Origin of the sequence: Mesorhizobium sp. M5C.F.Ca.ET.164.01.1.1 (assembly GCF_004792125.1) — a bacterium.
GTDB lineage: Bacteria > Pseudomonadota > Alphaproteobacteria > Rhizobiales > Rhizobiaceae > Mesorhizobium > Mesorhizobium wenxiniae.
Genome location: NZ_SRTG01000004.1, coordinates 235484 through 260702, shown reverse-complemented (window position 1 = coordinate 260702; position 25219 = coordinate 235484). Strand labels below are relative to the sequence as shown.

At 61.0% G+C, this 25219-nt stretch carries 22 protein-coding genes; 10 read left to right on the top strand and 12 right to left on the bottom strand.

Annotated elements, in window-relative coordinates:
* Positions 1–7 precede the first annotated feature (7 nt).
* Together EN807_RS23930 and EN807_RS23925 are read right to left on the bottom strand one after the other, a co-directional pair.
* Positions 8–1309 carry a HAMP domain-containing sensor histidine kinase gene (locus tag EN807_RS23930; protein ID WP_135936980.1) on the bottom strand — a complete coding sequence of 434 codons (1302 nt, stop codon included), beginning with the start codon at positions 1307–1309 and terminating at the stop codon, positions 8–10.
* Positions 1309–1998 carry a response regulator transcription factor gene (locus tag EN807_RS23925; RefSeq protein WP_135936930.1) on the bottom strand — a complete coding sequence of 230 codons (690 nt, stop codon included), beginning with the start codon at positions 1996–1998 and terminating at the stop codon, positions 1309–1311. Before EN807_RS23925 ends, EN807_RS23930 begins: the two co-directional genes overlap by 1 nt.
* A gap of 149 nt (positions 1999–2147) precedes the next feature.
* Between EN807_RS23925 and EN807_RS23920 the strand changes: the two genes are divergently transcribed.
* The 4 genes from EN807_RS23920 (at position 2148) to EN807_RS23900 (ending at position 9490) form a co-directional block, all read left to right on the top strand.
* Positions 2148–3590: an efflux transporter outer membrane subunit gene (locus tag EN807_RS23920; RefSeq protein WP_135936929.1), complete on the top strand. Its 1443-nt coding sequence runs from the start codon at positions 2148–2150 to the stop codon at positions 3588–3590.
* Positions 3590–4663, top strand: coding sequence for an efflux RND transporter periplasmic adaptor subunit (locus EN807_RS23915; protein WP_135936928.1), 1074 nt, complete (start codon positions 3590–3592; stop codon positions 4661–4663). Before EN807_RS23920 ends, EN807_RS23915 begins: the two co-directional genes overlap by 1 nt.
* Positions 4660–7746 (top strand): efflux RND transporter permease subunit, encoded by a 3087-nt coding sequence (locus EN807_RS23910; RefSeq protein WP_135936927.1) that lies wholly within the window; start codon positions 4660–4662, stop codon positions 7744–7746. The genes EN807_RS23915 and EN807_RS23910 overlap by 4 nt, the downstream gene beginning before the upstream one ends.
* 1213 nt (positions 7747–8959) lie before the next feature.
* Entirely contained in the window at positions 8960–9490 is a 531-nt protein-coding gene (locus EN807_RS23900) for an MgtC/SapB family protein (RefSeq protein ID WP_135936979.1), read from the top strand.
* A 365-nt stretch (positions 9491–9855) separates the two neighbouring features.
* Here the strand turns inward: EN807_RS23900 and EN807_RS23895 are convergent, their stop codons facing one another.
* Complete coding sequence (locus EN807_RS23895; protein ID WP_135936926.1) at positions 9856–10146, bottom strand: hypothetical protein; 291 nt, start codon at positions 10144–10146, stop codon at positions 9856–9858.
* A gap of 233 nt (positions 10147–10379) precedes the next feature.
* Here EN807_RS23895 and EN807_RS23890 point away from each other — a divergent pair, with 233 nt between their 5' ends.
* Positions 10380–10631 (top strand): hypothetical protein, encoded by a 252-nt coding sequence (locus EN807_RS23890; RefSeq protein ID WP_135936925.1) that lies wholly within the window; start codon positions 10380–10382, stop codon positions 10629–10631.
* 656 nt (positions 10632–11287) lie between these two features.
* On the opposite strand, the gene EN807_RS35685 is transcribed toward EN807_RS23890, so the two are convergent.
* Positions 11288–11668: a hypothetical protein gene (locus EN807_RS35685; protein ID WP_189522568.1), complete on the bottom strand. Its 381-nt coding sequence runs from the start codon at positions 11666–11668 to the stop codon at positions 11288–11290.
* Between the two features lie 606 nt (positions 11669–12274).
* Between EN807_RS35685 and EN807_RS36740 the strand changes: the two genes are divergently transcribed.
* A complete protein-coding gene (locus tag EN807_RS36740) occupies positions 12275–12856 on the top strand; it encodes a VanZ family protein (RefSeq protein ID WP_246684307.1) in 582 nt (193 codons plus the stop codon).
* 694 nt (positions 12857–13550) lie between these two features.
* Here EN807_RS36740 and EN807_RS23860 read toward each other — a convergent pair.
* From EN807_RS23860 to EN807_RS23845, 4 genes are all read right to left on the bottom strand, one after another.
* Complete coding sequence (locus tag EN807_RS23860) at positions 13551–13850, bottom strand: DUF1236 domain-containing protein (RefSeq protein ID WP_135936923.1); 300 nt, start codon at positions 13848–13850, stop codon at positions 13551–13553.
* Positions 13851–14094: 244 nt separating this feature from the next.
* Positions 14095–14958 (bottom strand): ATP-dependent DNA ligase, encoded by an 864-nt coding sequence (locus EN807_RS23855; protein ID WP_135936922.1) that lies wholly within the window; start codon positions 14956–14958, stop codon positions 14095–14097.
* A gap of 440 nt (positions 14959–15398) precedes the next feature.
* Positions 15399–15593 carry a hypothetical protein gene (locus EN807_RS35680; RefSeq protein ID WP_189522561.1) on the bottom strand — a complete coding sequence of 65 codons (195 nt, stop codon included), beginning with the start codon at positions 15591–15593 and terminating at the stop codon, positions 15399–15401.
* 383 nt (positions 15594–15976) lie between these two features.
* On the bottom strand, positions 15977–16228 hold the full coding sequence (locus tag EN807_RS23845) for a DUF982 domain-containing protein (RefSeq protein WP_348640262.1): 252 nt from the start codon (positions 16226–16228) through the stop codon (positions 15977–15979).
* A gap of 1384 nt (positions 16229–17612) precedes the next feature.
* Between EN807_RS23845 and EN807_RS23840 the strand changes: the two genes are divergently transcribed.
* Entirely contained in the window at positions 17613–18287 is a 675-nt protein-coding gene (locus EN807_RS23840; protein ID WP_135936921.1) for a DUF1236 domain-containing protein, read from the top strand.
* 1184 nt (positions 18288–19471) lie between these two features.
* Positions 19472–19627 (top strand): hypothetical protein, encoded by a 156-nt coding sequence (locus EN807_RS35675; protein WP_189522560.1) that lies wholly within the window; start codon positions 19472–19474, stop codon positions 19625–19627.
* Positions 19628–19660: 33 nt separating this feature from the next.
* On the opposite strand, the gene EN807_RS23830 is transcribed toward EN807_RS35675, so the two are convergent.
* The 3 genes from EN807_RS23830 to EN807_RS23820 form a co-directional block, all read right to left on the bottom strand.
* Positions 19661–20326 (bottom strand): response regulator transcription factor, encoded by a 666-nt coding sequence (locus EN807_RS23830; RefSeq protein ID WP_135936920.1) that lies wholly within the window; start codon positions 20324–20326, stop codon positions 19661–19663.
* Entirely contained in the window at positions 20326–21729 is a 1404-nt protein-coding gene (locus EN807_RS23825) for a sensor histidine kinase (RefSeq protein ID WP_135936977.1), read from the bottom strand. Before EN807_RS23825 ends, EN807_RS23830 begins: the two co-directional genes overlap by 1 nt.
* 268 nt (positions 21730–21997) lie before the next feature.
* Positions 21998–22189 (bottom strand): DUF3606 domain-containing protein, encoded by a 192-nt coding sequence (locus tag EN807_RS23820; RefSeq protein WP_135936919.1) that lies wholly within the window; start codon positions 22187–22189, stop codon positions 21998–22000.
* Positions 22190–22492: 303 nt separating this feature from the next.
* Between EN807_RS23820 and EN807_RS23815 the strand changes: the two genes are divergently transcribed.
* Complete coding sequence (locus EN807_RS23815) at positions 22493–22975, top strand: hypothetical protein (RefSeq protein WP_135936918.1); 483 nt, start codon at positions 22493–22495, stop codon at positions 22973–22975.
* Positions 22976–23058: 83 nt separating this feature from the next.
* Here the strand turns inward: EN807_RS23815 and EN807_RS23810 are convergent, their stop codons facing one another.
* Positions 23059–24231: an amidohydrolase gene (locus tag EN807_RS23810; protein WP_135936917.1), complete on the bottom strand. Its 1173-nt coding sequence runs from the start codon at positions 24229–24231 to the stop codon at positions 23059–23061.
* A 110-nt stretch (positions 24232–24341) separates the two neighbouring features.
* Between EN807_RS23810 and EN807_RS23805 the strand changes: the two genes are divergently transcribed.
* The gene (locus EN807_RS23805; RefSeq protein ID WP_135936916.1) at positions 24342–25202 is read left to right on the top strand and encodes an AraC family transcriptional regulator; all 861 of its coding nucleotides are present in this window, start codon (positions 24342–24344) and stop codon (positions 25200–25202) included.
* Positions 25203–25219 lie beyond the last annotated feature (17 nt).

Here is a 25219-nt window from a genome sequence, read left to right as displayed (position 1 = left end):
CGTGCGCTTATCCGATGATCTCAGCGACCGTATTCTTGCTGATACGAGCAGCCTGTTTGGGAATCTCTAGTGTGACCGCCAAGCCGCCGGTGGCCGCCGGCGAAGCTGTAACCCGGCCGCCATGTTGCTCGACCGCCTGCTTGGTGATGGCTAAACCAAGGCCAAAGCCGTACGGCGCAGCCGCTTCGTTTCCGCGCGCAAACGGCTGGAAGATACGGTCGAGCTCACGCCCAGGAACACCAGGCCCTTCATCCGTGACGGTCACGCGAAGCGCACCAGCAACAATCTCGGAACGAATGAGGACGCAGGAGTTGTCGGGCGAATATTTCAAGGCGTTGCGGATGACATTCTCGAAGGCGCGGTAGATCAGCTCCCCGTCGACCTCGGCGACGAAGGCTGCGGCGCCGTCATGGGACACGGCAATCCCACGCGCCTGGGCCTCAAAAGATGCATCGTCGACGATCTCGTTCAGCAGATCCATGACGTCGAGTGTCTGCACGGCGCGATCGCCAGAGCCGGCAGTCAGGCGCGCGAGCGTAAGGATCTCGCCGACCAGCCCGTCGATGCGTTCGATCTCGCGGTCCATGCGATCCATGATGGCTTCAAGCTTCGCCGGATTCTGCCGAAGCACGCCAATAGCCGCCTGAAGCCGGGACAGTGGCGAGCGCAGTTCATGCGACACGTCGTGGAACAGTCGCTGCTGGACCTCCTGGAGCTCCTGCAGGCGCGCAGCGCTGGCATCGAAGTCATGGGCGAGAGCCGTCACCTCGTCCTTCCGGCCATCCATTCTATCGCCGATGCGGACGTCGAACCGGCCATGGGCAAGAGCGCTCAGGCCATGGCGAAGATGGGCTACGGGACGGATGAGATAGCGGGCGAGCCAAAACGCGGACACGGCACTGGCGACGAGGGCCGATATCCATGGCACCAACTTTGGCCAAGTTCCGGCAACGACACCGGGCTCCGGGGTGGTGGATATCACGCGGATGCATCTGCCATCGGCAACGACGCCGCGCATATTCCTGGCATCGATACCGGTGCAAGCGGTCTCCGGACCGGCCTCGGTTATGGACAGTTCGACAGGCCGAGGCGTTGCTCTTGCGGCCCGCGCGAACGCCTGGGCGGCCTCTTTCCCGTCTTGCTCGATCAGCCGTTCGGCCACGTCAAGGGCGAAGGCCCGCTGCTGGCGCGCGATGTCCTGGGACAGTGGGCCCACATCGAGCAAGGCACTGATCGCGAACACACCTGCAATCGATGCTGCCATCATCAACCAGGTGATGGTGAAGAATTTCCAGAACAGGCCGCGCATCATCGGTCCTGCAGGAGCTGATAGCCCTGTCCCCGCACGGACTGTATCCAGGACTGGCCGTCTTCTCTGGTACCGAGCTTCTGTCTGACGCTGCTCAAATGAACGTCGATCCGCCGGTCAAAAGGCGTCAGTGGCCGCCCGAAGGCATGCTTCGATATCTCCTGCTTGGAGACGAGCTGGCCGGCATTGCGGGCCAGCACCTCGAGCAGGCTGAACTCGGTGCCTGTCAGCTCCAGATGCTCGCCGCCCCATTCCGCGGTCCGGTTTCCCGGATGCATGACGAGCTCGCCCACCCGTATGACATCCTGCGAGATGCCGCCACCAGAGGAGCCGACACGGCGCAATATGGCCTTCAGCCGTGCCGCGAGCTCGCCGGGCGAGCACGGCTTCGGCACATAATCGTCGGCGCCGAGATTAAGCCCGGCGATCCGGTCCGCATCATCGCCCTTGGCCGTCAGCATCAGGACGGGCACCTGACTCAGTCGCCTGATCCGCTGGAGGACGTCGATGCCGTTCATGTGCGGCATCATGATGTCAAGGACGATGATGTCGACGGCGCTCGACGCAGCCTGGGCGATCGCGGCGCGCCCGTCCTGCGCTGTCGCGACCTCGAAACCCTCTTCGGAGAGATATTCCTTCAGGAGCGTCGTGAGATCGACGTCGTCGTCGATGAGGAGCACCTTTGCCATCCTGGAAGCCTGTCGTTCCTTCAGGACACAGCCATACAAGACAAATGCCTGTCGGACAGTGGATTTTACCTATCTTAACACTGGCTTGACCCTACTTAACATTCGACCTGCTACGGACGTCAGAAATCGTCGGCTGTCCGGACAGGTCAATGAAAACTGCACTCGAAAAGAAACTTCTGCCGTGCGTGTCAGTCGCACTCAGTCTGCTTCTGTCCGGCTGCGCCACATTTGCAGAGCTTCAACCCGCAGACCTCAAAATCGCGAATGTCTGGCACGCGACAGTGCCGCATGGCGGCAAGACATCCAGCCTCGTGTCGTGGTGGTCGACCTTCAACGATCCGTCGCTGACCTCTCTCATCGGCTATGCCGAGGAGGAGAACCCCAGCCTAGCTTCGGCCGCCGCCGACATCGATAAGGCGCGCGCGACACTGGCTTCCGCACGGGCGAGCCTGTTTCCGGGGCTGGACGGCTCGGCCTCCGTCACGCGTTCCGGCACGGACGGCGATGCCTACAACCGCATTGCCGCCTCGACGACCTCGAGCGGCGGCCTGGACGCGTCGTGGGAAATCGATCTGTTCGGCAAGACGCGGCGAAAGAGCGAAGCGGCGCAGCTTCGGGTCCATGAACAGATCGCCAATTGGCACGAGGCGCGGGTCTCTCTCGCCGCCGAAGTGGCCGACTACTATGTGCAGTACCGGGCCTGCCGGCAGCTCGAGAACGCTTACAGCGTCGAGCTCGCCTCGCAACGGGAAACGATTCGTGCCACGGAAACGGCCGCCACCTCCGGCCTCACATCCACCGCCGATCTCGCGCTGGCGCGGGCAAGTGCTGCCGCCTCTTCCTCGACGCTGACGGCGCAGCGGGCCGAATGCGAGGTGCTGGTCAAATCGCTCGCCCAGGTCACCGGCGGTGACGAGGCAAGGGTTCGGCAGTTACTGGCCAAGGGCAAGGCGGACATTCCGACACCCAAAAACCTCAAGCTTGCGGCGGTGCCCGCGGACACGTTGCGACAGCGCCCGGACATCGGAGCGCTCGAACTGGAGGTTGCCGCGTCGATCGCCGATGTCGGCGCGGCGAAAGCCGATCTCTATCCTAGCCTGAGCCTCGGCGGCTCGGTGACGATCAGCGCTTCATCGCTGACAGGTGAATCTCTCCCCTGGTCCTTCGGCCCCGCGCTGACTATTCCCTTGATTGACGGTGGATCGCGCCGCGCCGTCGTCAAGGGCGCGATCGCCGACTACGATACGGCGGTCGCGAACTACAAGTCCGGTGTGCTGAGCGCGGTCGCAGAGGTGGAAACCGCGCTCGTGCGGGTGGACGGCGCCCGCAGGCGCATCGGCGATGCCAGCAGCGCGGCCCGTAACTACCGGACCTACTTCAACTCGATCGATTCGAACTGGCGGGCGGGCGGCGTCAGCCTGCTCGACCGGGAGGAAGCCCGTCGCTCGGCGCAGTCGGCGGAGATCTCGCTCATCGAAATCAGGCGCGATGCGGTCCGCTACTGGATCGCGCTCTACAAGGCACTCGGCGGAGGCTGGGACGCCGGCGTCGCCTCGCCGCAGCGCCAGACAAAGACACAAGGACTTTATTGATGCAGCCTGCCCATCTCCTGGTTGCCCTGCTCGCCGGGGCAAACCTTGCTCTCGCCGCCACGCCCTCGCATGCGCAGCAGCAGGAAACCGCGGCTCTGACCGTGGCCGTCGTGAAGCCGGCGGAACGCCAATGGGCGGAGACCGTGCCGGCGAGCGGCTGGCTGAAGCCCTGGCACGAGGCGATCATCGCCTCGGAGATCGGCGGTCTTCGCATCACGGATGTCCTCGTCGATGTCGGGTCGATGGTCTCGAAGGGCCAGCCGCTCGTCCGGCTGGCGGACGAGACCGTGCTTGCGGATTTGCGCAAGGAAGAAGCGGCGCTCGAAACGGCAAAAGCCGATCTCGCCAAGGCGAAGGCGAATGCGGACCGTGCGCGTAAGGTGCAGGGCAGCGGCGCGCTTTCGGACGAGAAAGTCACGGAATACCTGATTGCCGAGCAGACTGCCGAAGCCAGCCTCAAATCAGCGCATGCCACGCTGGAAAGCCAGAAGATCAAGGTCGATCAGACCACAATCGTCGCGGTCGACGACGGACTGATCAGCTCCCGTTCCGCACAGCTCGGCGCCGTGGTTTCGTCCGGCACCGAGCTATTCCGGCTTGTGCGGCAGCAACGCATCGAGTGGCAGGCCGAGGTCTCTGCGCGCTATCTACCGCACATTAGCCAGGGCCTTGAGGCTGCAATTGAAAGCCCCGGTGATGGGCGGATCGAAGGGAAGGTCAGGCTGGTCGGCCCGACCGTCAGCACCGATACGGGCCGCGCTATCGTCTATGTCACACTGCCGCCCGAGGATCACCCTCCTGTCGGCATCTATGTCACCGGGCAGATCGAGTTGCAGTCGACGAGCGCCCTCACGGTGCCCGAGACGGCGCTCGTCTTCCGCGATGGCATCAATTACGTCTTCACGGTCGATGCGGACCGCCGCGCCGCGCGGGTACGGGTCGAGACCGGACGGCGCAATGGCGCAGAGGTGGAAATCCTGTCCGGAATCGATCGATCCGCCTCGGTTGTGAAGTCCGGTGGCGCCTTCCTTTCGGACAAGGCTCTGGTGCGGGTCGAGGGAGAAGCCCAATGAACTTCTCCGCCTGGTCGATCCGCAATCCCATACCCTCGATTCTGCTCTTTGTGCTGCTGACCGTGGGCGGCCTGCTCGCCTTCGAGCGGCTCGCCGTCCAGAATTTTCCCGACATGGACCTGCCGACGGTCAAAATCACCGCGACGCTAGAGGGTGCTGCCCCGTCGCAACTGGAGACCGAGGTCGCCCGCAAGATCGAAGACAATCTCGCCTCGCTCAGCCTGCTCGATCACATCACCACGACCATCACCGACGGGTCCGTGTCGATCAGCGTGTCCTTCGAACTGGAGAAGGACAGCGAGGCCGCCCTCAACGAGGTCCGCAACGCCGTGGACAGCACGACGGACCTGCCGGCAGACATGGAATCGCCGAGCGTCACCAAGGTCACGGTGCAAAGCTCGCCGCTGATCACCTATGCCGTGCGTTCGACCCGGCTCAACGAGACGGAGCTGTCCTGGTTCGTCGACAATGACATGACCAAGGCACTGCTGTCCGTGTCCGGGGTCGGTGAGGTGAGCCGCATAGGCGGGATCGACCGCGAGGTGCATGTCGATCTCAACCCGCAGATCATGGGATCGCTCGGCATCACGGCCGCCACGGTCTCTTCCCGCCTGAAATCCGTCCAGGCGGACAGTTCGGGCGGCCGTGGCGAGATCGGCGGCAACAGGCAGACCATCCGCACGCTCGGCACCGTCGCGTCGGTCGAGGATCTGAAGGCCCTCGCGATACCGTTGCCGAACGGCAAGCTGGTGCGCCTCGACGAGATCGGCACGGTGACAGACAGTTTCGCCGACCGCTCTTCGCTTGCCTATCTCGATGGACAACCGGTGATCGGCGTCGAGATAAAGCGGTCCAACGGCTTTTCGGATACCGGCGTCGCAGCTGCAATCCAGGCCGCGATGCAGGACTTTGCGGCCGCCAATCCCGACGTGGAAATTATCGAGGCCTATAGCACGGTCGGGCCGATCATCGAGAACTATGACGGTTCGATGCACATGCTTTACGAGGGCGCCATTCTCGCCGTCGTCGTGGTCTGGCTGTTCCTGCGCGACTGGCGGGCAACCTTCCTGTCGGCGATAGCACTCCCCCTGTCGGTCATCCCGACCTTCCTGGCGATGTATCTGGCGGATTTCAGCCTGAACACGGTGACGCTGCTCGCGCTCTCCCTGGTTGTCGGCATCCTCGTCGACGACGCCATCGTGGAAGTCGAGAATATCGCCCGTCACCTGAACATGGGAAAATCGCCGATGGATGCGGCGCTGGAGGCTGCAGACGAGATCGGCCTTGCCGTCATCGCCACGACCTTCACGCTGGTCGCCGTGTTCCTGCCGACCGCCTTTATGAGTGGCATTCCAGGCCTCATCTTCCGCCAGTTCGGCGTGACCGTGGCCGTGGCGGTGCTGGCTTCGCTTCTGGTTGCGCGCCTGCTCACCCCGATGATGGCCGCCTACATGATGAAGGTGCATTCGTCCGAAGAGGAGAACGGGCGTATCATGCGCGCCTACATGGCCGTCATGAAAGCGTGCCTCAACCACCGAAAGCTGACTGTCCTCGGCGTCTGCGTCTTCCTCGGCCTCTCGTTATCGACGATTCCTCTTCTCAAATCGGGATTCCTGCCGGCGTCCGACGATGCGCAAACCAAGGTCACGCTCACACTGCAGCCCGGAAGCACCATCGAACAGACAGACGCGTTGACTCGCCAGGCCGCAGACATCGTCGGGAAACTGCCGAATGTCACCCGCGTGTTCTCAACAGTCGGCACCGCGTCCTCGGGAGGGGGACTCGATGCCTCCACGACAAACGACGTCAGTTCGGCGACGCTCGTCGTCAACCTGACCCCGATCGGCGACCGCGACCGGAAACAATCCGAGATCGAGAACGACATCCGGCAGGCGCTTGCCGTGCTGCCGGGCGTGCGGGTCGAAGTAGGGACGGGCGGAAACGGGACGACGCTGGAAATCACGCTCGCCAGCGACGATGCCGATGCCCTCGATCAGGCCGGCAGCGCGCTCGAGGAGCAGTTGCGCACCCTGGAAGCCATCGGGGCCGTCACGTCCAGCGCCTCCCTCAAGGCGCCCGAGGTCCAGATCGTGCCTGATTTTACGCGAGCGGCGGCACTCGGCGTCACATCGGAGGCAATTTCCGAAGCGGTCCGCGTCGCGACCAACGGCGATTACTCCACGTCCATGGCGAAGCTCAACCTCCCGCAGCGCCAGATCTCGATCCGGGTGCGGCTCGACCCCAAAAACAGAATGACGCTGGACGATATCGCCAACCTTCGCGTGAGCGGTACGAACGGCAATGTCGACCTTGGTTCCATCGCCGAGATCCGCATCGGCGGCAGCCCGTCCGAAATCAACCGCATCGACCGTTCGCGCAACATCACCCTTTCGGTCGAGCTCAACGGCCGCATCCTCGGCGACGTCTACCGCGAAGCACAGGCGCTGACCGCGCTCAAGAACCTGCCGCAGGGTGTGAGGCTTGTCGAACAGGGCGAGGTCCAGCGCAGCTCTGAATTGTTTGAAAGCTTCGGCATCGCCATGGCGATCGGTGTGTTCTGCATCTATGCCGTGCTGGTTCTGCTCTTCCACGATTTCCTGCAGCCCCTCACCATCCTCATGGCGCTGCCGCTGTCGCTCGGCGGAGCGCTTCTGCCGCTCATCGTCACCGACACGAGCTTCTCCCTGCCGGCGGTCATCGGACTGCTCATGCTGATGGGCGTGGTGACGAAGAACTCCATCTTGCTGGTCGAATACGCCATCATGGCACGGCGTGGCGGCATGGCGCGCTTCGATGCCCTGGTGGATGCCTGCCACAAGCGGGCACGCCCTATTATCATGACCACGATCGCCATGGGATGCGGCATGCTGCCGGCGGCCTTGAGTCTCAGCGGCGGCGATGGAAGTTTCCGCCAGCCCATGGCGATCGTCGTGATCGGCGGGCTGCTGACCTCCACATTCCTCAGCCTGCTCGTCATCCCGGTCATCTTCACCTTCGTCGACGACTTCCTCGAATTCCTCCAGCGGCCATTCCGCGGGAGACAAGGGAAAAAAACGCAACCGATGCCTGCGGAAGCTGGCTGACTGGTTGTGCGATCGGAGGTGGCGCGGCGGGTGTGCGCCGGCCAGGTCAACGTCAACGGCGGAGCTTCGACGCGCCTTTCGGTAGCTGCGGGATGTCCGGATCGGCCGTGAGAACGGTCGGTACGGCCTTGATGATTTTCTCGAATATCGGTCGCTGTAGCAGCCGCAGCGCAAGGTATGAGCGCGATGGAATTCACGCAGGTGAAGCTGCAGGTCGAGCCTGGCGTTGCAGCGGTCTCGTTAGATGGCCCGGACAGAATGAACGGCGTTACCGTCGTCATGGAGCGTGAGTTCTAGGCAGCCATGAGGCAAGTCGACGCTGACCCCCAAGTGCGCATCACTGTCCTGACTGGCGAGGGGCGGGCTTCTACGCCGGCATGGACGTGACGAAACTTGAGGCCCTTGCTGAGGCAAGCGCGGCACCGGTATCGGAAGTCGCCGTCAGTTCCGGCACGGCTCGGAGGAGGTTTTCAGCCGCGCCTTCCGTCCGCTTGCTGATGACTTCAGCCTAGAAGCTGTCCATCCGAAACCGGCCCCAATCGAGACATTCGATCTGTCGATCCCGGGCGCCAGCTTTCTCTGGCGCTACTTGCCAGTTCCAGAGCACAAGTCCCACCTCTTCTGCGCCAGCGTACCTAATCCCACTCCGGCTCTCGTCAGCATCTTGCACCCTCAAGAGCCGTTCGTATCATGCCATCAAGCCGCTTTGGGAACGGCCGCACGATAGCGGCCGTAACGCACCTTCACGAGCAACCCTTCCTCGCGCAACGAGGAACACCGATGTCGGTCAGGTCTCTTGTCCGGACTTCACCCTTCTCAAGAGCGAGCCGGACGGCGCGTTCCCTCAATGTCGGCTTCGGACCACCGGCAAGCCGGATCCGCTCGGCGCGATCGCGATCACGCTTCCGAAACTTGATAGTGGGCTGTGGCGTAGTTTCGAGGGGAATCGGCAACTCATAGTTCGCATCTTCGTCGATCCCGGGGAGCCAACGCCATTTCTACGCCAAGGCGAGTTATTGCGCGCAAGCGTGCGATTTTTCCCAAGCTCGATCCGCTTCGCTTCTGCTGGCTGGCCCCCAAGCGGCAGGGAAGCCGGTCAAAGTCAGTGGTAAGCTAGCAGAGCCCCCTGCCCTGACCAGGCGCGCTCTCTCCGGCAGACCTTGGGGAACCTGGCCGGCCCGAGCACGTTGTGGCCGGTCAGCCCGGGTTACGCATGCAACAGCTTTTCCAAGAATTCGGCCATCCGACATACCTCCCGTTTCCGGTTATTGCGGCGAGGCTTCTGCTGGCGTCGATCTTCGGTGCTGCGATCGGTTTCGAACGCGAATGGCGAAATCGGCCCGCCGGGCTTCGCACCCATATCCTGGTCTGCGTGGCAGCGGCTACTTTCGGTATTCTGACGATTGAAATCGTTCACGCGCCGATGTTTCTGCAGGATTCCGTGAGGGTCGATCCGATCCGTGTCGTCGAAGCGGTTACCGCTGGCGTAGCGTTCCTTGCTGCCGGATCGATTTTGTTTTCGAGAGGCGAGGTCCACGGGCTGACGACCGGTGCAGGCATGTGGCTGTCTGGGGCAATTGGCGTGGCGTGCGGGCTAGGTCTGTGGCAGGTGGCGGCACTCGGCACGCTATTGGTGCTTGTCGTGGCAGGCCTTCTTTATAGTTTTGCGGCCAAGTCCGGGATTCGCGAGAACACCGGACAAGAAAAGCCCATTTCGGAAGAGTCCAAGCGGCGCAAAGGCTGAGGACAAATGCCCGCGCGCAAGGGGCCGAACGGCGGCGTGCGTGGCGGACCCCAATCCGCCAGGCTGGCGCCTGGGCATTCTACCTCACCCCTTAGCGGCGCCGGCCTTCCCCCTTGTCTGGCGCGTCGGACTGACAAGGAGAAGCCCGCGCTCCTCCTCCGAGCGCGGGCCGACCGGGTTACAGCCCGACCTGCAGCGGGCTAAAGTTGGGGGGAAGGCCCGCTGGTCCCGGAAAAGCATTAGCGCACGCTAATGTCACCCTTAACGAACACAAACGGAGACGGAATCCCAGTCATTCTTCCTCCCAAAAATCCTGCAGCGAAGCAGGGCTATAGGTTGCGGATTTTTCCCAAGAAGGCGTCCCTTCAGCCGCCGTCAGCAGGTGCTGCCGGAGCGGGTGCTGCCGGAGCAGGTGCGGCCGGCTCTGCCGGAGCGGGCGCGGCTGGCGCTTCGACCTTGGGCGCTTCGACCGTAGGCGCTTCAACCCTGGGCGCTTCAACCTTTACGTCGACGTCCTTTCCGGTGCCCCCGCCGTTTATGTTGATAACGCCGGTGAACAACAGCAGCATCACGATTGCGATAACTGCGAGAACGACGGCGACAGCGGTGCCGGCGCCATTTCCGCCTGAGTTAACAACGGTGGGACCGTCAGCCATGACTATCTCTCCCATTCTGAATTATCACTGGTCGGCAACGGAACCGGCGGGCACTTAGTTCCGCCGCCGGGCTATGGTCCATGATGCAGTAAGACTGAAGTCTTTGCGTTAAAGACAGAGGGCTGAGGCTGGCAACCAAGATCTTACCAACGGATTGGTATTGGCCGCCGAGCAAAGTCCCTTCATCGGTGGTTCCGGGTGCCCGCTGTATCCCTCATCGGCGGGCGCCCGATATGACTCTAACAGCGGAAACAACTGTGCCCCTTCCCCAGAGCAGACAGAATGTCGATGAGGTCGCAAGCCGACCCGCAAATGACAATCAAACGCCTGAGCCAACAGATTTCTCGGTGGTTGATCTCATTCCGTCGAGCGACAACGAGGTCGCTGCAATCGCCAGGCGAACAGAGCGCCTGGCCCTTGTCGTTATTATAGCGATGGCGATCTTCCTGATCTTTGCACCGGTGATCTTCATTGCCCTGATGTGACGTATGGGATTTGAGATGTCCCGCTTTAGCCCTCGTCCCAGACTCCTGCAGCGAAGCGTGGCGTACGTCCTCCTCGCCGCGCAAGTGCTTCACGCGGGCTTTGATCCCCGGCTTGACCCATTGCGTTGCCGGCCGCCTATCTGCCGATCCGGGCGATTGATGAGCAAGCGAGACGGAAGCAGCGCGTAGGCTGGGAGGCGACCTGTATCTAGCAGACCCGCCGCTGCATTTGCGAAGCGACGGGCCTCCACCCCATTCCCCCAGACCTGACCAAGCAATTGCGGTGCCAGACGTGTTGACCCATTGCGGCGCACCTTATGACCTTTGCGCAGCGGAATTACCAATACGTACTTCGTTCGAATGTTTCGACTCCATTAGCTTGAGCGCATGTATTCCGCCAGCCAGGTGAGCGCCCCCCGAAGGCTCGCTGGTCAGGCCCAGCGGCCTCCCCCCACAACCAAAGCCGCTGGGCCGCCCGGCTTAGAGCGAAGAGCGCTGTCTCGCATATTAGCAACCCTCTTGACACAAGACCTCGCCTGCAACGGTCAAACGAATGGCAACTTTCTGTCTGAATGTGTTTACGGTCCATTCTCGGAGATCCACGCATGTTTTCGCGCGGGAGACACAGTAACTTCCCTTTTAAAGGCGTCGAGATGCTACGAGCACCGCAAAGCCAGTTCCTGAAGCCTGAAGATCGGGCGATCTGCCAGCGGGTGGTCGACCAGATAACCGCCGACGCTAAATGGTACAGCAGCTCGATAGACGGCCAGATTCTGGCCTCGACCACGCTGACTCTCTTTCAATCCGGGGTCGTCAATGAAACTAATTTGCTGGCGCATGTTCGCGCGCGCCGCCACGACTTCACTAAGCTGACCGGTTAGCGCTTCCCCTTCGGCGTGATCTCTTCGATCTGGCCTTATCGCCGATCTCTTCGCCATAGCTTCCGCCTTGGCCTTGTCCTTCGTGGTCAGCACCGTTCGCCAGTGCGGTTTCTCGAAGACACTCACGATGTAAGTTGTCGCCGGTTTGTCGGCCATCGCGCTAACATAGCTGGATAGGAATATACGCCAAGCACGGCACTTCCGCGATCACGCCATATCCACGGCCGCAAGCTCTGTTAGCTTCTTGGTGCGGCGGACCCCAATCCGCCAGGCCGGCGCCCTACAGGCAATCTACCCCAACGCCCCCCAAGCGGCGCCGGCCACCTTCCCGGGAGCCACGATCAGCCGTTCATCCCCGGAATCTTTCCGTGAACCAGTGGATCTTGCCGTCCGGGCCTTTCATCGGCTTGTGGATCATCAATCGCTTGGGCAGGTGCTCGGGATGCGCTTCGAGCAGGGATGGGGCTTTGCGAAGCCGAGTCAGACGCCCCACTGGTTCTGTTTCGAGCACCGTGCCGAGGGGGAGCGTTTCCTCTGACTAGAGCTCCTAGTCGTCTGGTAAGGACCCCAGTCCGAAAGGAATAGCATCTTGCCCTCCTTTGGCCGCAGCTTCTAAAGCTTTCATCTATTCGGCTGATGCGCCGATCCGCTGGAAATTGACAATCTGCCCCAGCTCTAAGACCGCTTCATGCTGGCGGTGGCGTCTCCAAACTTCGGATGAAGGGCTGTCCTATTTTGTTGCGCGCAGGCTCATATCCGATCGTGGCAAGGGTTGCTTTCCTTGCCGCGTTGGCCGGCGTTCTCCTGCTGCTCGCCCTTTTTCCGGAGTGGCTCCTGCGGAATTTGGGAGTAACCTTCACGCATCATCGCAAGCTCATCCACGTCGCCGCATTCACCGTTTTGGCGGCCTTGGCAAGTGTCGGCTGGACGAAACACAAGGCAAAGCTGTTTGTTCTCCTCGCTTTTTCGGGCGTGGCGATTGAAGTTGTTCAGGGCGCGCAACTGATAGGGCGCGGTCCGGATGTATTCGACTGGATTGCCGACTGTGCTGGCATGGCCTGCGGGATCACAATCGCAAGCTGGACAAAACGGCACCGGGTGAGAAACCCGCCGAAACGACCCGGCGAATATCCCGATCGCGAGATCGATTGTCAGAAGGCCATGGAGCCAAGCTTTCAGGCGATCGTCGATTGCATGCTGGAAGCGGGCTGGGCCCGCGGAGAGATCATGCGCTCGCTACGCCGGCTGATCTCCGCAGACAACATGACGCAAAAGGAAAATGCCAAGGTCGAGGCGCAGCTTGCGATCGCACGCGCCATGAGCCGCGCCGGCCGGCCTCTCTAGGATCAGCAACTCAATGAATTGCCTACAGACAATGGCCGAAATGGCGGCGAGCCTAACTGTCCGCAATCAGACAGAGCGTTGAAGGCCGCCACGTTTGGCCGGAAATCGTGTTCGTCAGGGTTTCAGGGAGGAATTCTCGATGACTCACTCTTTTCCCACAGTCACGGTTGATACAGTCGCCGAAATCTACGTTCTTTCCAGAGGCAAGGCCCGCTTCCTATCGATCGGACAGGCAATCTGCGCCCTTCGGAAACTCATGCCGGCTTGCAAGGCGACCGACCACGAGTTGGAGGAGATATTGGCAGCAGCGTGCGTGATTCACGGCGTGCCCGTAGCTTTCGACGCCAAAACAGCCGATGGCGCATGGCTCCATTCGTAGGGCCGGAGATGCGCTCGCAAGCGCAGTGGCCTCCGCATCGGACGATCATGAGGGATTGTCCTACTCAACGAACGGCGAGATGACGACCGAAGGGGAACAAAGCCATCTGCTGTCGAAACTGCCGGAGAGGAATTAGGGTAAGCTGAGCGTGGGCTGTGGTGATCGGCCTCGGCTTTGATTGTAACGTGGCATGTGTTCCGAGTTGTTGCTTTCTTTCTCGCCGTCATCACCGGAAACTTCGCTCCATAAGCTGTTCCAAAGAAGAAGCCCGCCGCTCCTTCCGGCACGGCGGGCTGTCCCTTCCAGTCGCTTAGGTCATTCGATGACTTTGATGATCTTGCGTGTGCCTGAGTCAACGACAACGGTCCGGTTGTCGACCACCACGTACCTGTATTTGGTGTCGGGAACTTCATGAAGCTCGACCGTCTCGGGCAGGGTTGAGCCGATATTGAGCTCCACTCCAGGGATTTTCACCGACGCGAGCGGCTGCTTCTTCACATATTCTCTGATGACGGTTTCCTGTTCAGGCTCGATGATTACGTCCTGAGCAGCAGCAGCGCCGATACCTGCCAGCATTAGAAATCCCGCGGCTGCAGTGGAAAGATGCATTCTCATGAGTGCCTCCTTTATGTGAGATCTGTTCCGCTGAACGCGTCTTCGCGCCAGGCTCACCAAACCTCAGGCAGCCGCAAATGTTCCTTTTGCGGGCTTTGGTCTGATTGCGTGACAGGACCTAAGTCTCGCCTGTTTTGGCGTGATAGGACGGACATCGCGCCACCGGAACCGCCCCTGCGCATAGTCGTTGCTCGCTGCTTATGTTCCGCTTGACGAACACTCCCGAAACCGAGGCGGAATCCGGTTATTCTCCCTCCCAAAAATCCTGCAGCGACGCGTGGCGGAGGTCCTCCTCGCCGCGCAAGTGCCTCACGCGAGCTTTGATCCCCGGCTTGACCCATTGCGTTGCCGGCCGCTTCTTCATGTCCTTCGGCGCCTCGCCAGCGTGTTTCTGGACGCGCTTCCACAGCCGCTCCCGCATCTCACGATTGACGCTGACAAAGGCACTGCCGACATATTTGCGGGTGCCAGGCTCGGCCATCAGCGCGAATGCCGGCTTTCCAGCCTCACGCTCGACGCCGAGCAGCTCAAATTCCCCGACGGTGTAGCATTTCGTCTTCAGCCAGTTGGTCGAAGGGCCGCTGCGATACTTGCTGTCCCGACGCTTGGACACCATTCCCTCAAGGCCGGCCTGGTCGACCAGGTGATAGATCGCCTTGGCGTCGCCCGGCAGCGCCTGGCTGAACTGGATGCGGATGTCAGGCGGGATGATGCCGGCAAGGATATCGCGGCGCTCTTGCAGCGCCATGTCGCGCAGGTCGTGGCCGTTAAGGTGCAGCAGATCGAAGGCGACGAAATAGAGGTCATGCTGTCGCCGCGTGATGGCCTTGCGCAAAGCCGCGAAATCCGACAGGCCGGCATCATTGAGCACGATGATCTCACCGTCGATGATGGCGCTGTCCACGGCGAGCGACTTCGATGCGGCGACCAGGTCGCGGTATTTCGCCGTCCAGTCCAGGCCACGGCGGGTGAAAATGCGCGTTCCGCATTCGTCAATGATCATTTGCGACCGATAGCCGTCGAACTTGAGCTCATGAAGCCACACGCCGCTTTCGGGAGGCTTCTCCACCAAAGTCGGCATTAGTGGCGGGACAAACTTCAAACGCATGCACTGACTCGCAAAACTGCGATTCAATTAGCATACGCTTAAATTAGTTCCCATTTTAACGAATCGTTGACCGCGCTGTCCCAGAATAGGACGGCGCGGTCAAACCCAACCGGACTGCGCAGGCGGCTCCGGCAACTCAGCACCCCGCCTCACATTGCCGGAGCCGCTACCACACTCCTCTAGAATACCCGCAATGGTTGAATTAACTGTTACCGCACGTGCTTTCCAGTGCGCTTTCCCAGTCGTTAGACTTTGATGGAACCGGGCCTCGTTCGGCCCCTGCCTTCACGGATGACGCTGAGACAGTCCATCTGGTGAAGAAGCATGGACGGCCACGATGACATCAGCAACGCCTGGGCCGCCCTCAAGCCCGTGCGTAAGGCTATTGAACAGCCATGCCCCTGCCGGCGTGCTGCCGAGCGAAGAGCCGTCCTGTTGCTTTACCGCCCCGAGCCGATCCACGAGGGCGAGGCTCTTGCGAAAGCCATCATTGAGACGGTCGAAAGCAACGACGGTCCTGTCGACGTCGCCGACGACAGCGACGCGGAATGCGTCGCGCGCGCCGGCATCGTGCCAGTCACCCGCTTGGCCAAGAGGACGCCATCCTGCTCGTCGCCATTAATGGCGAACTCCATGCTGATCCTTCTCGCGAGGTCAGCATCAATGCCCGACGCGGTCAGATTTGCGAATGTCCCGCGCTGTGCCCTCCTCTGCCGCTACCCACTCGGCAGCCCGCAGAGGCCGGGGCCGGTTTCGTCTCCTCGATATTGTCGACGTTGGCTGCGTTCATAGCGGATTCGCGCGGGGCTGTTCGACCCAGCGTGGCCCCGCTCTCCGGGCTCTGACCTAGTAAGACCCATCTGTCGAATTGGACAGGTCCTCGAATGCGCGAATTTCCTCAAGCCGTGCCTCAAGCGCCGCCCTTGTCGCAGTAACGGCATCGCTGCCGGCCAGGAACTGCTTGGCGGATTGTCCATGCCGGCGATTTTCACAAGGGCGTCGCCAAGTACTACATTGGTTACGCCGTCACGCCACCACGACCGGTTTTCGGTGCCGTCATCCAGGGCATGGCTGCAGAGACGTCCTCGAGAATCTTGGCCGATCTCGCGAAGCCGGCGAAAGCCTCGCGTGCAACTGAAATGGGAACTTGGCCATCGTAGGCGCGCTGGCAAGCTCGGGACGCAGTGTCAAAGATTGGCCCTCTGCGATTCTTCGGCCATTCCTGCAGGAACTCGAAAGCGTCAGCTAAGCATTCGATTTCCTCTACCATAACTCCCCTCTCTTGACGAAAACAGGCCGGTCGAAAGTCCTGTCGTTCATTAGAACCTCCATTCAACTGAACGAGTGTTTGAGCTTCCACGAGAGCCGTGAGCGACGGCTGCGAGGAAATATGTGAAGACCGCTTTTTGCTGTCAAGGAAGGACCAATTCGGGACTGAAGCAAAACGCATCGCAGGACTGGGACCGCATGCGGAATGTCGCTGTGTACCGCTGTGACCTGCAGCCGGGACGCTCTGAACTCCATTGCTCCCGATGAAAACCGAACTCTCGCAAAGACCGCCTGGTGGCACCATTCGCGGCGCCGGAAAGACGCAACAGCAGAAAGCCCGCGCCCTCCGGGAGAGGACGCGGGCTCGTCGGGGCCACCGATCTCGCAGCATTTGTATGAGGGACAATACTACGCTGCTGGCACTAAACTTTTGTCGCAGGACAGTGTTCCACCCTCTAAGGAAAAAACCGCAGGTTTGGGTTGGCCGCTATAGAAACTCCTCCCGACGAAGGACCGCGTACACTGCCCCGCCCACCATCGAGAGTATAGAAAGAACCAGGGGCGAGGCGACCGGCTATGGCTCGCCGACGACGGCGTCAGCTTCGTCTTGTTTCTCGTTCAAATTCTCGTTTCGATCGCCTTCCTGACGCTGCAAGATGGCCCGGTCCGACCATTTCGGCTGCTTTCGGTTTCAAGGCTCAGTAGCAACGCCCTGGTCCTTGGACCGCTTCAGCAGCGCACGCGACGCTCGTACCAAGCGTTGTGACAGGGCCAGTGTGTAGCGAAGGTCCTCAACGAGCGCCCTCCGCGTTCGGCGGTCTGCCGAACGCGCGCCGCATGGATTTTGTTGGTTTCCCAGATGGGTTCTTCCACGGTGTCTGAACTCCCAGGGCTGCGTCGTGGAATGGAGCGCTGGCCATTTGCATGGTCTGCGTAAGAACATGCTGTGCTGATTACAACAAGTTCTGCCCAGGCAAAAAAAGCCCGCCGTACCTCAGGTGCGACGGGGCGATCAAGCGGTCACCAAGCACGGCTTGGGAGGCTGGGATGTGCCCGGTGCGCGCGGACGGAAAAACCATACGCGCCGGCTGCCCGGCGTCTACCAACCGGCGGTTGGAAGAGATTTGTCCAGCAGCGAGCGCAGATTTTTCAATCTCCACCCTACCAGGACGTCGCGTCGGCCGAATAACAACCCGCGCCTCTGCTGGAACAAAGACACGAACCCTATTCGGCGCGCGCACCATGGCTCAGTACAGCGCGCATGAACGCGGACTGTTTGTTCCAACAGGCTCCGATCGCTTCCGCCCGGTCAATTCGCCCGGAACAAAATTTTTCCAGAGGTGGTTTTCCCCGTGAAGGGACAGACTTTTCGAAGGAGACGTCTCGTGAAGAAAGTTCTGATCACCAGTATGCTGGCCATCGGCGTTGGCTGTGGAGCAGCGCTCGCTCAGGAACAGCCGGCGCAAACCCAGTCGGGCGCCGACACCAACTGCCCGGCCGGTTCTGCCGGTTGCCCGGAAGGTGCGATGGACGAACAGTCCCAAGGTAAGGCCGGCGCCACCACCGAGGAGCAGGCTCAAGGCAAGGCCAAGATGCAGACCGATGAGCAAGCCCAAGGCAAAGCCGGTGTAACCACCGAGCAGCAGACTCAGGGCGAGACTGGCACCACAACCGACCAACAGGCGCAGGATAAGGCCAAGGTCCAGACCGAGCAGCAGACCCAGGGCGAGGCCGGTGCCACCACCGAGCAGCAGACTCAGGGCATGACCTCTACTCAGGACGAGACTTCGACCGGCGCGATCAGCAGTGTGACCGTTGAACAGAAGACGGAAATCACCCAAATCCTCAAGCAGGAAAAGGTCGAACCGGTTGCCAGCGTCGATTTTGACATCTCAGTGGGTGTCGAGGTTCCGCGGCAGAAGGTCAAACTGCGCCGCCTGCCACCGCGAATCGTCGAGATCGTCCCGGCTTACGAATCCTATGAGTATTTCGTGTTGGCCGATGGCCGAATCGTCATCGTCGACCCGGATACGCTCACGATCGTCCTTATTTTGACCTAACGGCCTTGTACGGCGTGAAGGGGCTCGCCGCACTAGCGGCGGATCCCTCCACATGCATCGATTGAGGTTTGAGAGCAGTCTCCATTCATCGGACGGCAAGGGCTATTTACGTCGCCGGTACATCCCGCTGTCCAAGCTGACGGCTTTGCGTGTTGAGGATCCTTCCAGCCTTTACCCCATGGATTACCCCTCGACGGCGCCTTTCATGCTCAAAAAGGCCTGAGATAGGGCTTCAGTCTGACCGCTGGCAGACTATGGGCTGGCACAGGCAGTGCTTTAGTCCGGGACCGCTATCGCAAAAGCCTGAGATGGGAGAGTTTTCAGGAACCGAGCTCCTGCAGGCCTCGTTGCGATGCCAAGCCGTGACATGAGGCTGCAATGGACCCCAGCATTCACCAGGCACGTTGGCTGCTTTTTCCGGTATTGGCTTGGTGTTCGGGGTCGCGGCCGTCGGGCTTATTATCGGCTGATGGGCCCGATCAATGAAGGCAACACACTTGCGCAGTAATGAGTCCCTTCCTGCGCTAGCGAGACCCACCGGTTTCTCCCCGTGAGACTGGTGGGTCTTGACACCGCCTGATGATGGCGAAAGCGTGATAGATGGTGCAGAGTACAGAGGATTGGCTCGGGCGAATTCGAAACAGGTGGAAATGCAACGCAGACCGTGACGGTCAGAGGATTATTCTGGCGTGCTATTGGCAAATTCATTGACCACAGACGCGATACGGCCGCAACGCCGGAGGCTTCGTGAGACAAGAGTTCTCGCCATTATGAATGTGCGGCCTGCGTGCTCTCAATCCCAGCGCAGGCTCAAATCTCTTCGAAGGCTTCGCGTCGCCATCTGCCTCACCGCATCGACCTTGATTCTCGTCGTGAGCCCCTACCGTGTGGCACAGGACGGCCTGTCCCTGATGCTTAGCCCGCAGGCCGCCCAGGCACAAGGGAACTCTGGGAACTCGGGGAACTCCGGGAACTCCGGGAACTCCGGGAACTCTGGGAACGCAGGGAACGCTGGAAACTCCGGGAACGCTGGAACTCCCGGGAGCTCGAACTCCAATGCCAACGCGGGCAAGGGCAAATCAAAATCATCGAAAGGCAATCCCCCCGCAAATCCAGTTGCCGCGGTAAATCCCGCCAACAAGCCAAAAGTATATGTCAACGCGACTACTGGAGACCGGATCGAAGTGCGCGGGGCAAGTGTGGGTGTGGTGCATTCCAACGGGCTCAGCGAGCGCATCGACGGCGGCCATTATGAAATGCGGGATGCCATGGGCCGCACCATCATTCGGCGGCAGGCAACGAACTCCGATCGGGCAAGACTGCTCGGCATGATCGAGTGATGGCGAGTTCACAGGCCGCAAGGCTACCTTGCTTCACGCAGGATGGCGGGCAGGCGGCTCGGTCGCGTCGCGCAGTGTCATCGCGGCTTCGGTCCGGTTGCTCACATTGAGCTTGGCGAGAATTCGCGTCATGTGATGCTTTATGGTTTTCTCGTGCAGGTTCAGCTGAAGACCGATCCGCTTGTTGCTCAATCCGGCGGCAACGAGCGTGAGGATCTCTCTTTCGCGACTGGTGAGTTCGGCCAGCACGTCGGGTTTCGCGGTCGCGGTTGATTTGCTAGACAAGTCGACCAACAAACGCGCCGACAATTGCGGGCAAACATACCGTTCGCCCATCGCCACCGTGCGCAGTATCGCGGCCAGAGTTCTAGACCCGACACCCTTCAGGACATAGCCTCTTGCCCCGCTCTGCAAGGCGGTCATGACGTGCTGGTTTTCCTCCGAAACGGTCAGCATCACGATTTTCAGATCCGGGTGCCGCTCCAGAGCCGGTTCGATCGCGTTGAGGCCCCCTCCAGGCACCGAGATGTCCATCAGGAGAATATCGAGCTGCTGGTCTTCCGATATCCGCAAGGCGTCATCTCTATTGCCGCCTTGGGCAACGATCTCGAACCCGCCGATCTGCTCGAGAGTGCGCACCACGCCTTCCCTGAACAGCGGATGGTCGTCGATAATGGCGAGCTTTATGGCCGCTGCCATCACGCCTGTCCTATTTCGACTATGTTGAGAACCATTTTCACCACCGTGCCATTCTGTGAAGATGTTACACCAAATTGGCCGCCGAGGCTTTCTACCCGCTCACGCAGCCCGATGAGCCCAAGCCTTTCAGGGTGGATGATCTTCGGGTCGAAACCTGGGCCGGTGTCGGAAACCTCGATAGAAACGCGCTCCCCGTCGAAATGTTTCGCGACCGATTGACCGGCACCCCCGGCGTGGCGGAAGCCGTTGTTCAGCGCCTCCTGAATGAAGCGAAAGATGCAGATCTTGGCCGCTGGTGACAAGGGTGCGTGCCCCCCGGTCATGGACAGCATCACTTTGACGCCGGTTCGCTCTTCGTGCGCTCGCACGGCAAGCTCGAGGATTTCCGGCAACTCGGCATTCTCGACATGCGGCAGCATGAGGCCCTTGCTGACATTCCTGATTTCTCGCATCGCATCGTCCAAATTCGCTTTGACCACCTGCAATTCCCGTGCGCGCGCCGCAGCCGGCGTGGCAGAATCGGCAAGTACGGGGCTGTCGATCCCCAGCGCCGCGAGGGCAACCAGTTGCGCCGGCCCGTCGTGTAGGTCCGCGCCGATCCGCCTGAGGTAACGTTCGTTAAGCGCCGTGGCGCGCTGCGAAGCACGCTGCACCCGCAGTCTCAACATTCTGTTTTGAACAACCAGATCGGAAAGTTCGGCAATGCGCTGCTTCAATGAGCGGCTCTGGGAACGAATCGTGCGGCTGCCACGAACAACGATCACCGAAAGCCCGAGGAAAAAAACCGCGGTGACGGCTGCGACATCGAACCAGGTCCGAACGAGTGCCTGCCGGAGGTCCTTTTCAAAATCGGTGGCGATCTCGTCGAATTCCAAAACAGCCACGACTTCGCCCGACCACGGCTGAAGCATCGGATTAAAGATTTCAAGAAGATGCAAGCCGCTGTCCCTCTCAGCCTGGTTATCATAGTGCCTGTCCAATTCAGCAACTATGTCGCCTGCGAATGCGGCCCGGAGATTGTCGCTGAGTGGAAAGCGCTTCCCGACCAAATTTTTATTGGTTGAATAGAGGATGGTGCCGTCGCGGCGCCAGAGCTTGAAGGATTCGAGCCTTGTGCCGAGTGCGCCTTGTCCCAGCGTTTCATCCAGCGCGTGGGCAACGCTCTCCTCGAGCACTTCGCTCCTGCGCATGTCGGGGAGCAGCGGCGCGATAACGCTGTCGACGTAAAGAGCGGTCGCAGAAGCCGAGTTCCGGGTGACCGCGGCTTCTATCTGGCTTGTCACGGAAATTCCCACCACGATCATTGCCGACAGCGAGAACAGCCCGCCGGCGAGCAGAAACTGAGTGGCCAGCGACAGTGCATTCCATCGATCGATCAGTCTTGTCGCTCTGTATGGCGCCATATCCCCAACGGCCCGGTCGGCGGCGCGTCGCGCCAGCGGCACGATTCGAGAGAACCGGCCAATCTGTTGTCGAACGACGCTAAGCGACGCCATCTTTGATCTGCAACCGATCAATCGCAAGGGAACTTAGGGCTTACAGACGGGACGGAAACCGCAGCCAGCGGTTTTTTTGAGTAAGCGCCACGGTCTCGTCGAGCGAGGCAGCAAGTCATGACGCGCAAACTCCGATCCTTTCGATCTCCCCCGGGCACAAGGTGCGGCGTAATTTTCACTTCCGGTCGCGCAATGCTCTCACCGCTTGAGTAAGGGTCATTCGATCGTTACCGTTCTTTTTGATCAGCTTACTGACCTGGCTGGGCGAAACGCCATTTTCTCGCGCGAAATGTTCCACCTCGTAGTACTCGTCGACCGACAGGCGGTCGTGGTCGAGTAAGTCTCGGTTGCACTTGTTGTCGGCCATTTCCTTTCTCCTGGCGAAGCCTAACACGGGGTCTGAATGTCGGTTGGAAACAGGCTGAATGAGGGTGGTGGACACTCCTCTCCATGAGTTCCTCCTGTGAGCTTGCGGCGAACGAATGCGAGCGGTCGTGGTTCCGGGCGGCTCGATAGCCGGACCCATTGCGCGCGGCAGGTCAGACTTAAGTCCAACGGCAAGGCCTCTCGGATCGGACCGAAGCCCAGCCAAGGAACGTTTGCAGCGGTCTCATGTTTGAGCAAGTCTAGCGCGAAGATGGATGAGGGGAGGAGACGCCCGCCGCTTCGAATGAGCGGCGGGCGACGACTATGCTATGGGCTGTGTCAAATGCGAACAATCAGCAGACTTTTCGATTCCCGCGACCAGGCAGCGCGTGCAGTTGCCGCGCTTCAGGCGGCAGGAGTTTCTCACGAACAGATCAGCGTCATCGGACCATACGACGACGAAATCAGCGCTGTCCTGCGCGGTCCGGGCGGTGTCGCATTTGGCGCGGCCGCCGGTCTGTTAATCGGCCTGGTTGCTTTTGGAGCCACCGGCATTGATCCTGTCGGAGCGGTGGCTGGCATGGTCCTCGTCGGTGGGGTCTGCGGCGGCTTTGCTGGTGGGCTTCTCCAGGCATCTGCCGATGTTGCCAAAAAGCCGGGTGAGCCGAACGTTGCACAAGGCGTCATCTTTGTGATGGCGCATGTCGATGAAGAGCAGGCCGATACCGCGCAGGCAGTGCTAGAAAATCCCGTTCGCGTAACGCAACTCGTGGCCACAGTCGGGTGAGATGCGTCGGGTTAGTTCGCGTAGGTACGAAACGCATTCAGATCGGCACTTCCCGCTGAGCCGTCAGTTTTCGCTCTGATAGTTCACGAGGTGGGAAGCGTCTGCTCGACCAGATTGACGTAGTAGCGCAGCACGGTCGGCACGATCTCGTCATTGAAGACGTAGCGGTCGCCGTGCAGGCCCTCGCCGGGCCCGACATCGCCGACGCCGATCCACGCGTAGCAGCCGCCTGCCTCGCGGATCATGAAGGCGAAATCTTCGCAGCCCAGGCTCGGGCTGAACTCGGTCGTGACGTTCTCCCTCCCGACGGTGGCGGCGGCCGCTTCGACGGCGCGGGCCGTGGCAATCGCCGTGTTGATGAGCGGAGGATAGCCCTTGTGGTAGTCGAGCGTGGCTCTGAGCGCATGGGCTGCGGCAATGCCCCCAGCGATCTCGCCGATCAGCTTCTCGCAATGATCGGAATGACCGGGCTCGAAAAACCGGCAGGTGCCTTGCAGCCAGACCTTCCCAGGCACGATGTTGCCGACATTGCCGCCATGGATTTGGGTGAGGCTGACGACCAGCGCGCTTTGCGGATCAACCGAGCGGCTGACAATGCGCTGGACGGCCTGGACAAAGGCGCCCGCGGCCAGGATCGGGTCGTCGCCGAGCTGCGGCATGGCGGCATGTGCGCCAAGACCCTCGAAGGTCACCTCGAAATTGTCGACGGCGGCCATCTGCGCTCCAACGCGAGCGGCGATGGTCCCCAGTCTGACGCCCGGCCAGTTGTGGACGGCATACATCGCCTCGACTGGAAAACGCCTAAACAGGCCGTCTTCGATCATGCGCAAGCTGCCGCCTTCATTTTCTTCGGCTGGCTGGAAGATGAAGTAGACGATGCCGTCGAAGGCGCGGGATTGGCTGAGCAACCTGGCGGCGCCGAGCAACATGGCTGTGTGGCCGTCGTGGCCGCAGGCGTGCATCACGCCCTCGTTCCTGGAGGCATAGGGCAAGCCAGTCCTCTCGACGACCGGAAGCGCGTCCAGCTCGGCGCGGAGACCGATGGCGCGCGCGCCCGCGCCGTTGCGCAGGACGCCGACAACCCCGGTTCCGCCGATCCCCTCATGCACCTCATCGAAGCCGAAGGCGCGCAGTTTCTCGGCAATGAAACGTGCCGTTTCGTTCTCATCGAATCCGAGTTCGGGATTGGAATGGATATGGTGGCGCCAGGCTATGACCTCTGGTGTCAGAGCGGCGATGGGTTCATTATGCAGCATGATGCTCCTTCCACGCCGGCAAAGGCGGTCATGGTTTGATCCGGGATCACGATTAGAAGGTCGCGCAAGAGGCGTCTTGAACCAGATTGACCGCAGCGGGGACGAAATACGTGGACGCGACAGAGATCAGGAAATACTGGCGCCATCCCTGCTTCCCGGACCTTGGCCTGTTCAAGGCGCGCTTCACGCAGCATCGCTACGAGCTGCACACGCACCCAACCTATGTGATCGCACTGATTACTTCTGGCTGCGAACGTATTCGCATCGGGCGCCACAGCGTTCTCGCTCCGGCAGGCGCAATTGCCGTCGTCAATCCCGAGGAGTGGCATGATGGCGAACGAGGTGCCGATGAAGGCTGGGCCTACCGGACGTTTTATCCCTCGGTGCCGCTGCTGACGGCCGTCGCCCGCGAGTTGGGCGGGGCTGACGCTCCGGTTTTTTCACGCGCGATCATCGACGACAGCAACCTCGCCCCAGCGTTGGCGGCGGCGCATGAGGGCTCGACGTCCCAGGACTCAACGCAGGCCGAGGCGTCGCTGCTCGTCGCCTTGAGGCATCTCATCGTTCGGCATGGCGATTGGGGCGGGCGAACCGAAGAGGTCGAAAGTTCGGGATCGCGACAAAGGTTCTCGATCTACGAGGACGTTATTGAATGCGAACTTGGCTCGCAGCTCGACCTACAGCGGCTTGCCGACGCCGCGTGTGTCACCCGGTTCCAGGTCATCCGGGATTTCAAGAAGGCGATTGGCCTGACGCCCGCGGCCTATATCCGCGACCGGAGATTGCGTCGCGCAAGCACCTTGATAGAACAGGGGCTCGGCCTCGCCGATGCCGCCATCGCGGCAGGTTTCGCCGACCAGAGCCACCTTTCCCGCACGTTCCGGACGACGCACGGCATGACGCCTGGCATGTTCAGGAGAGGCGGCTGGAGTGCTCCCGAAAGGAGACGCTTGCGCGCGGAAATTTGCTGAGCGATGGTGAAGTTGGG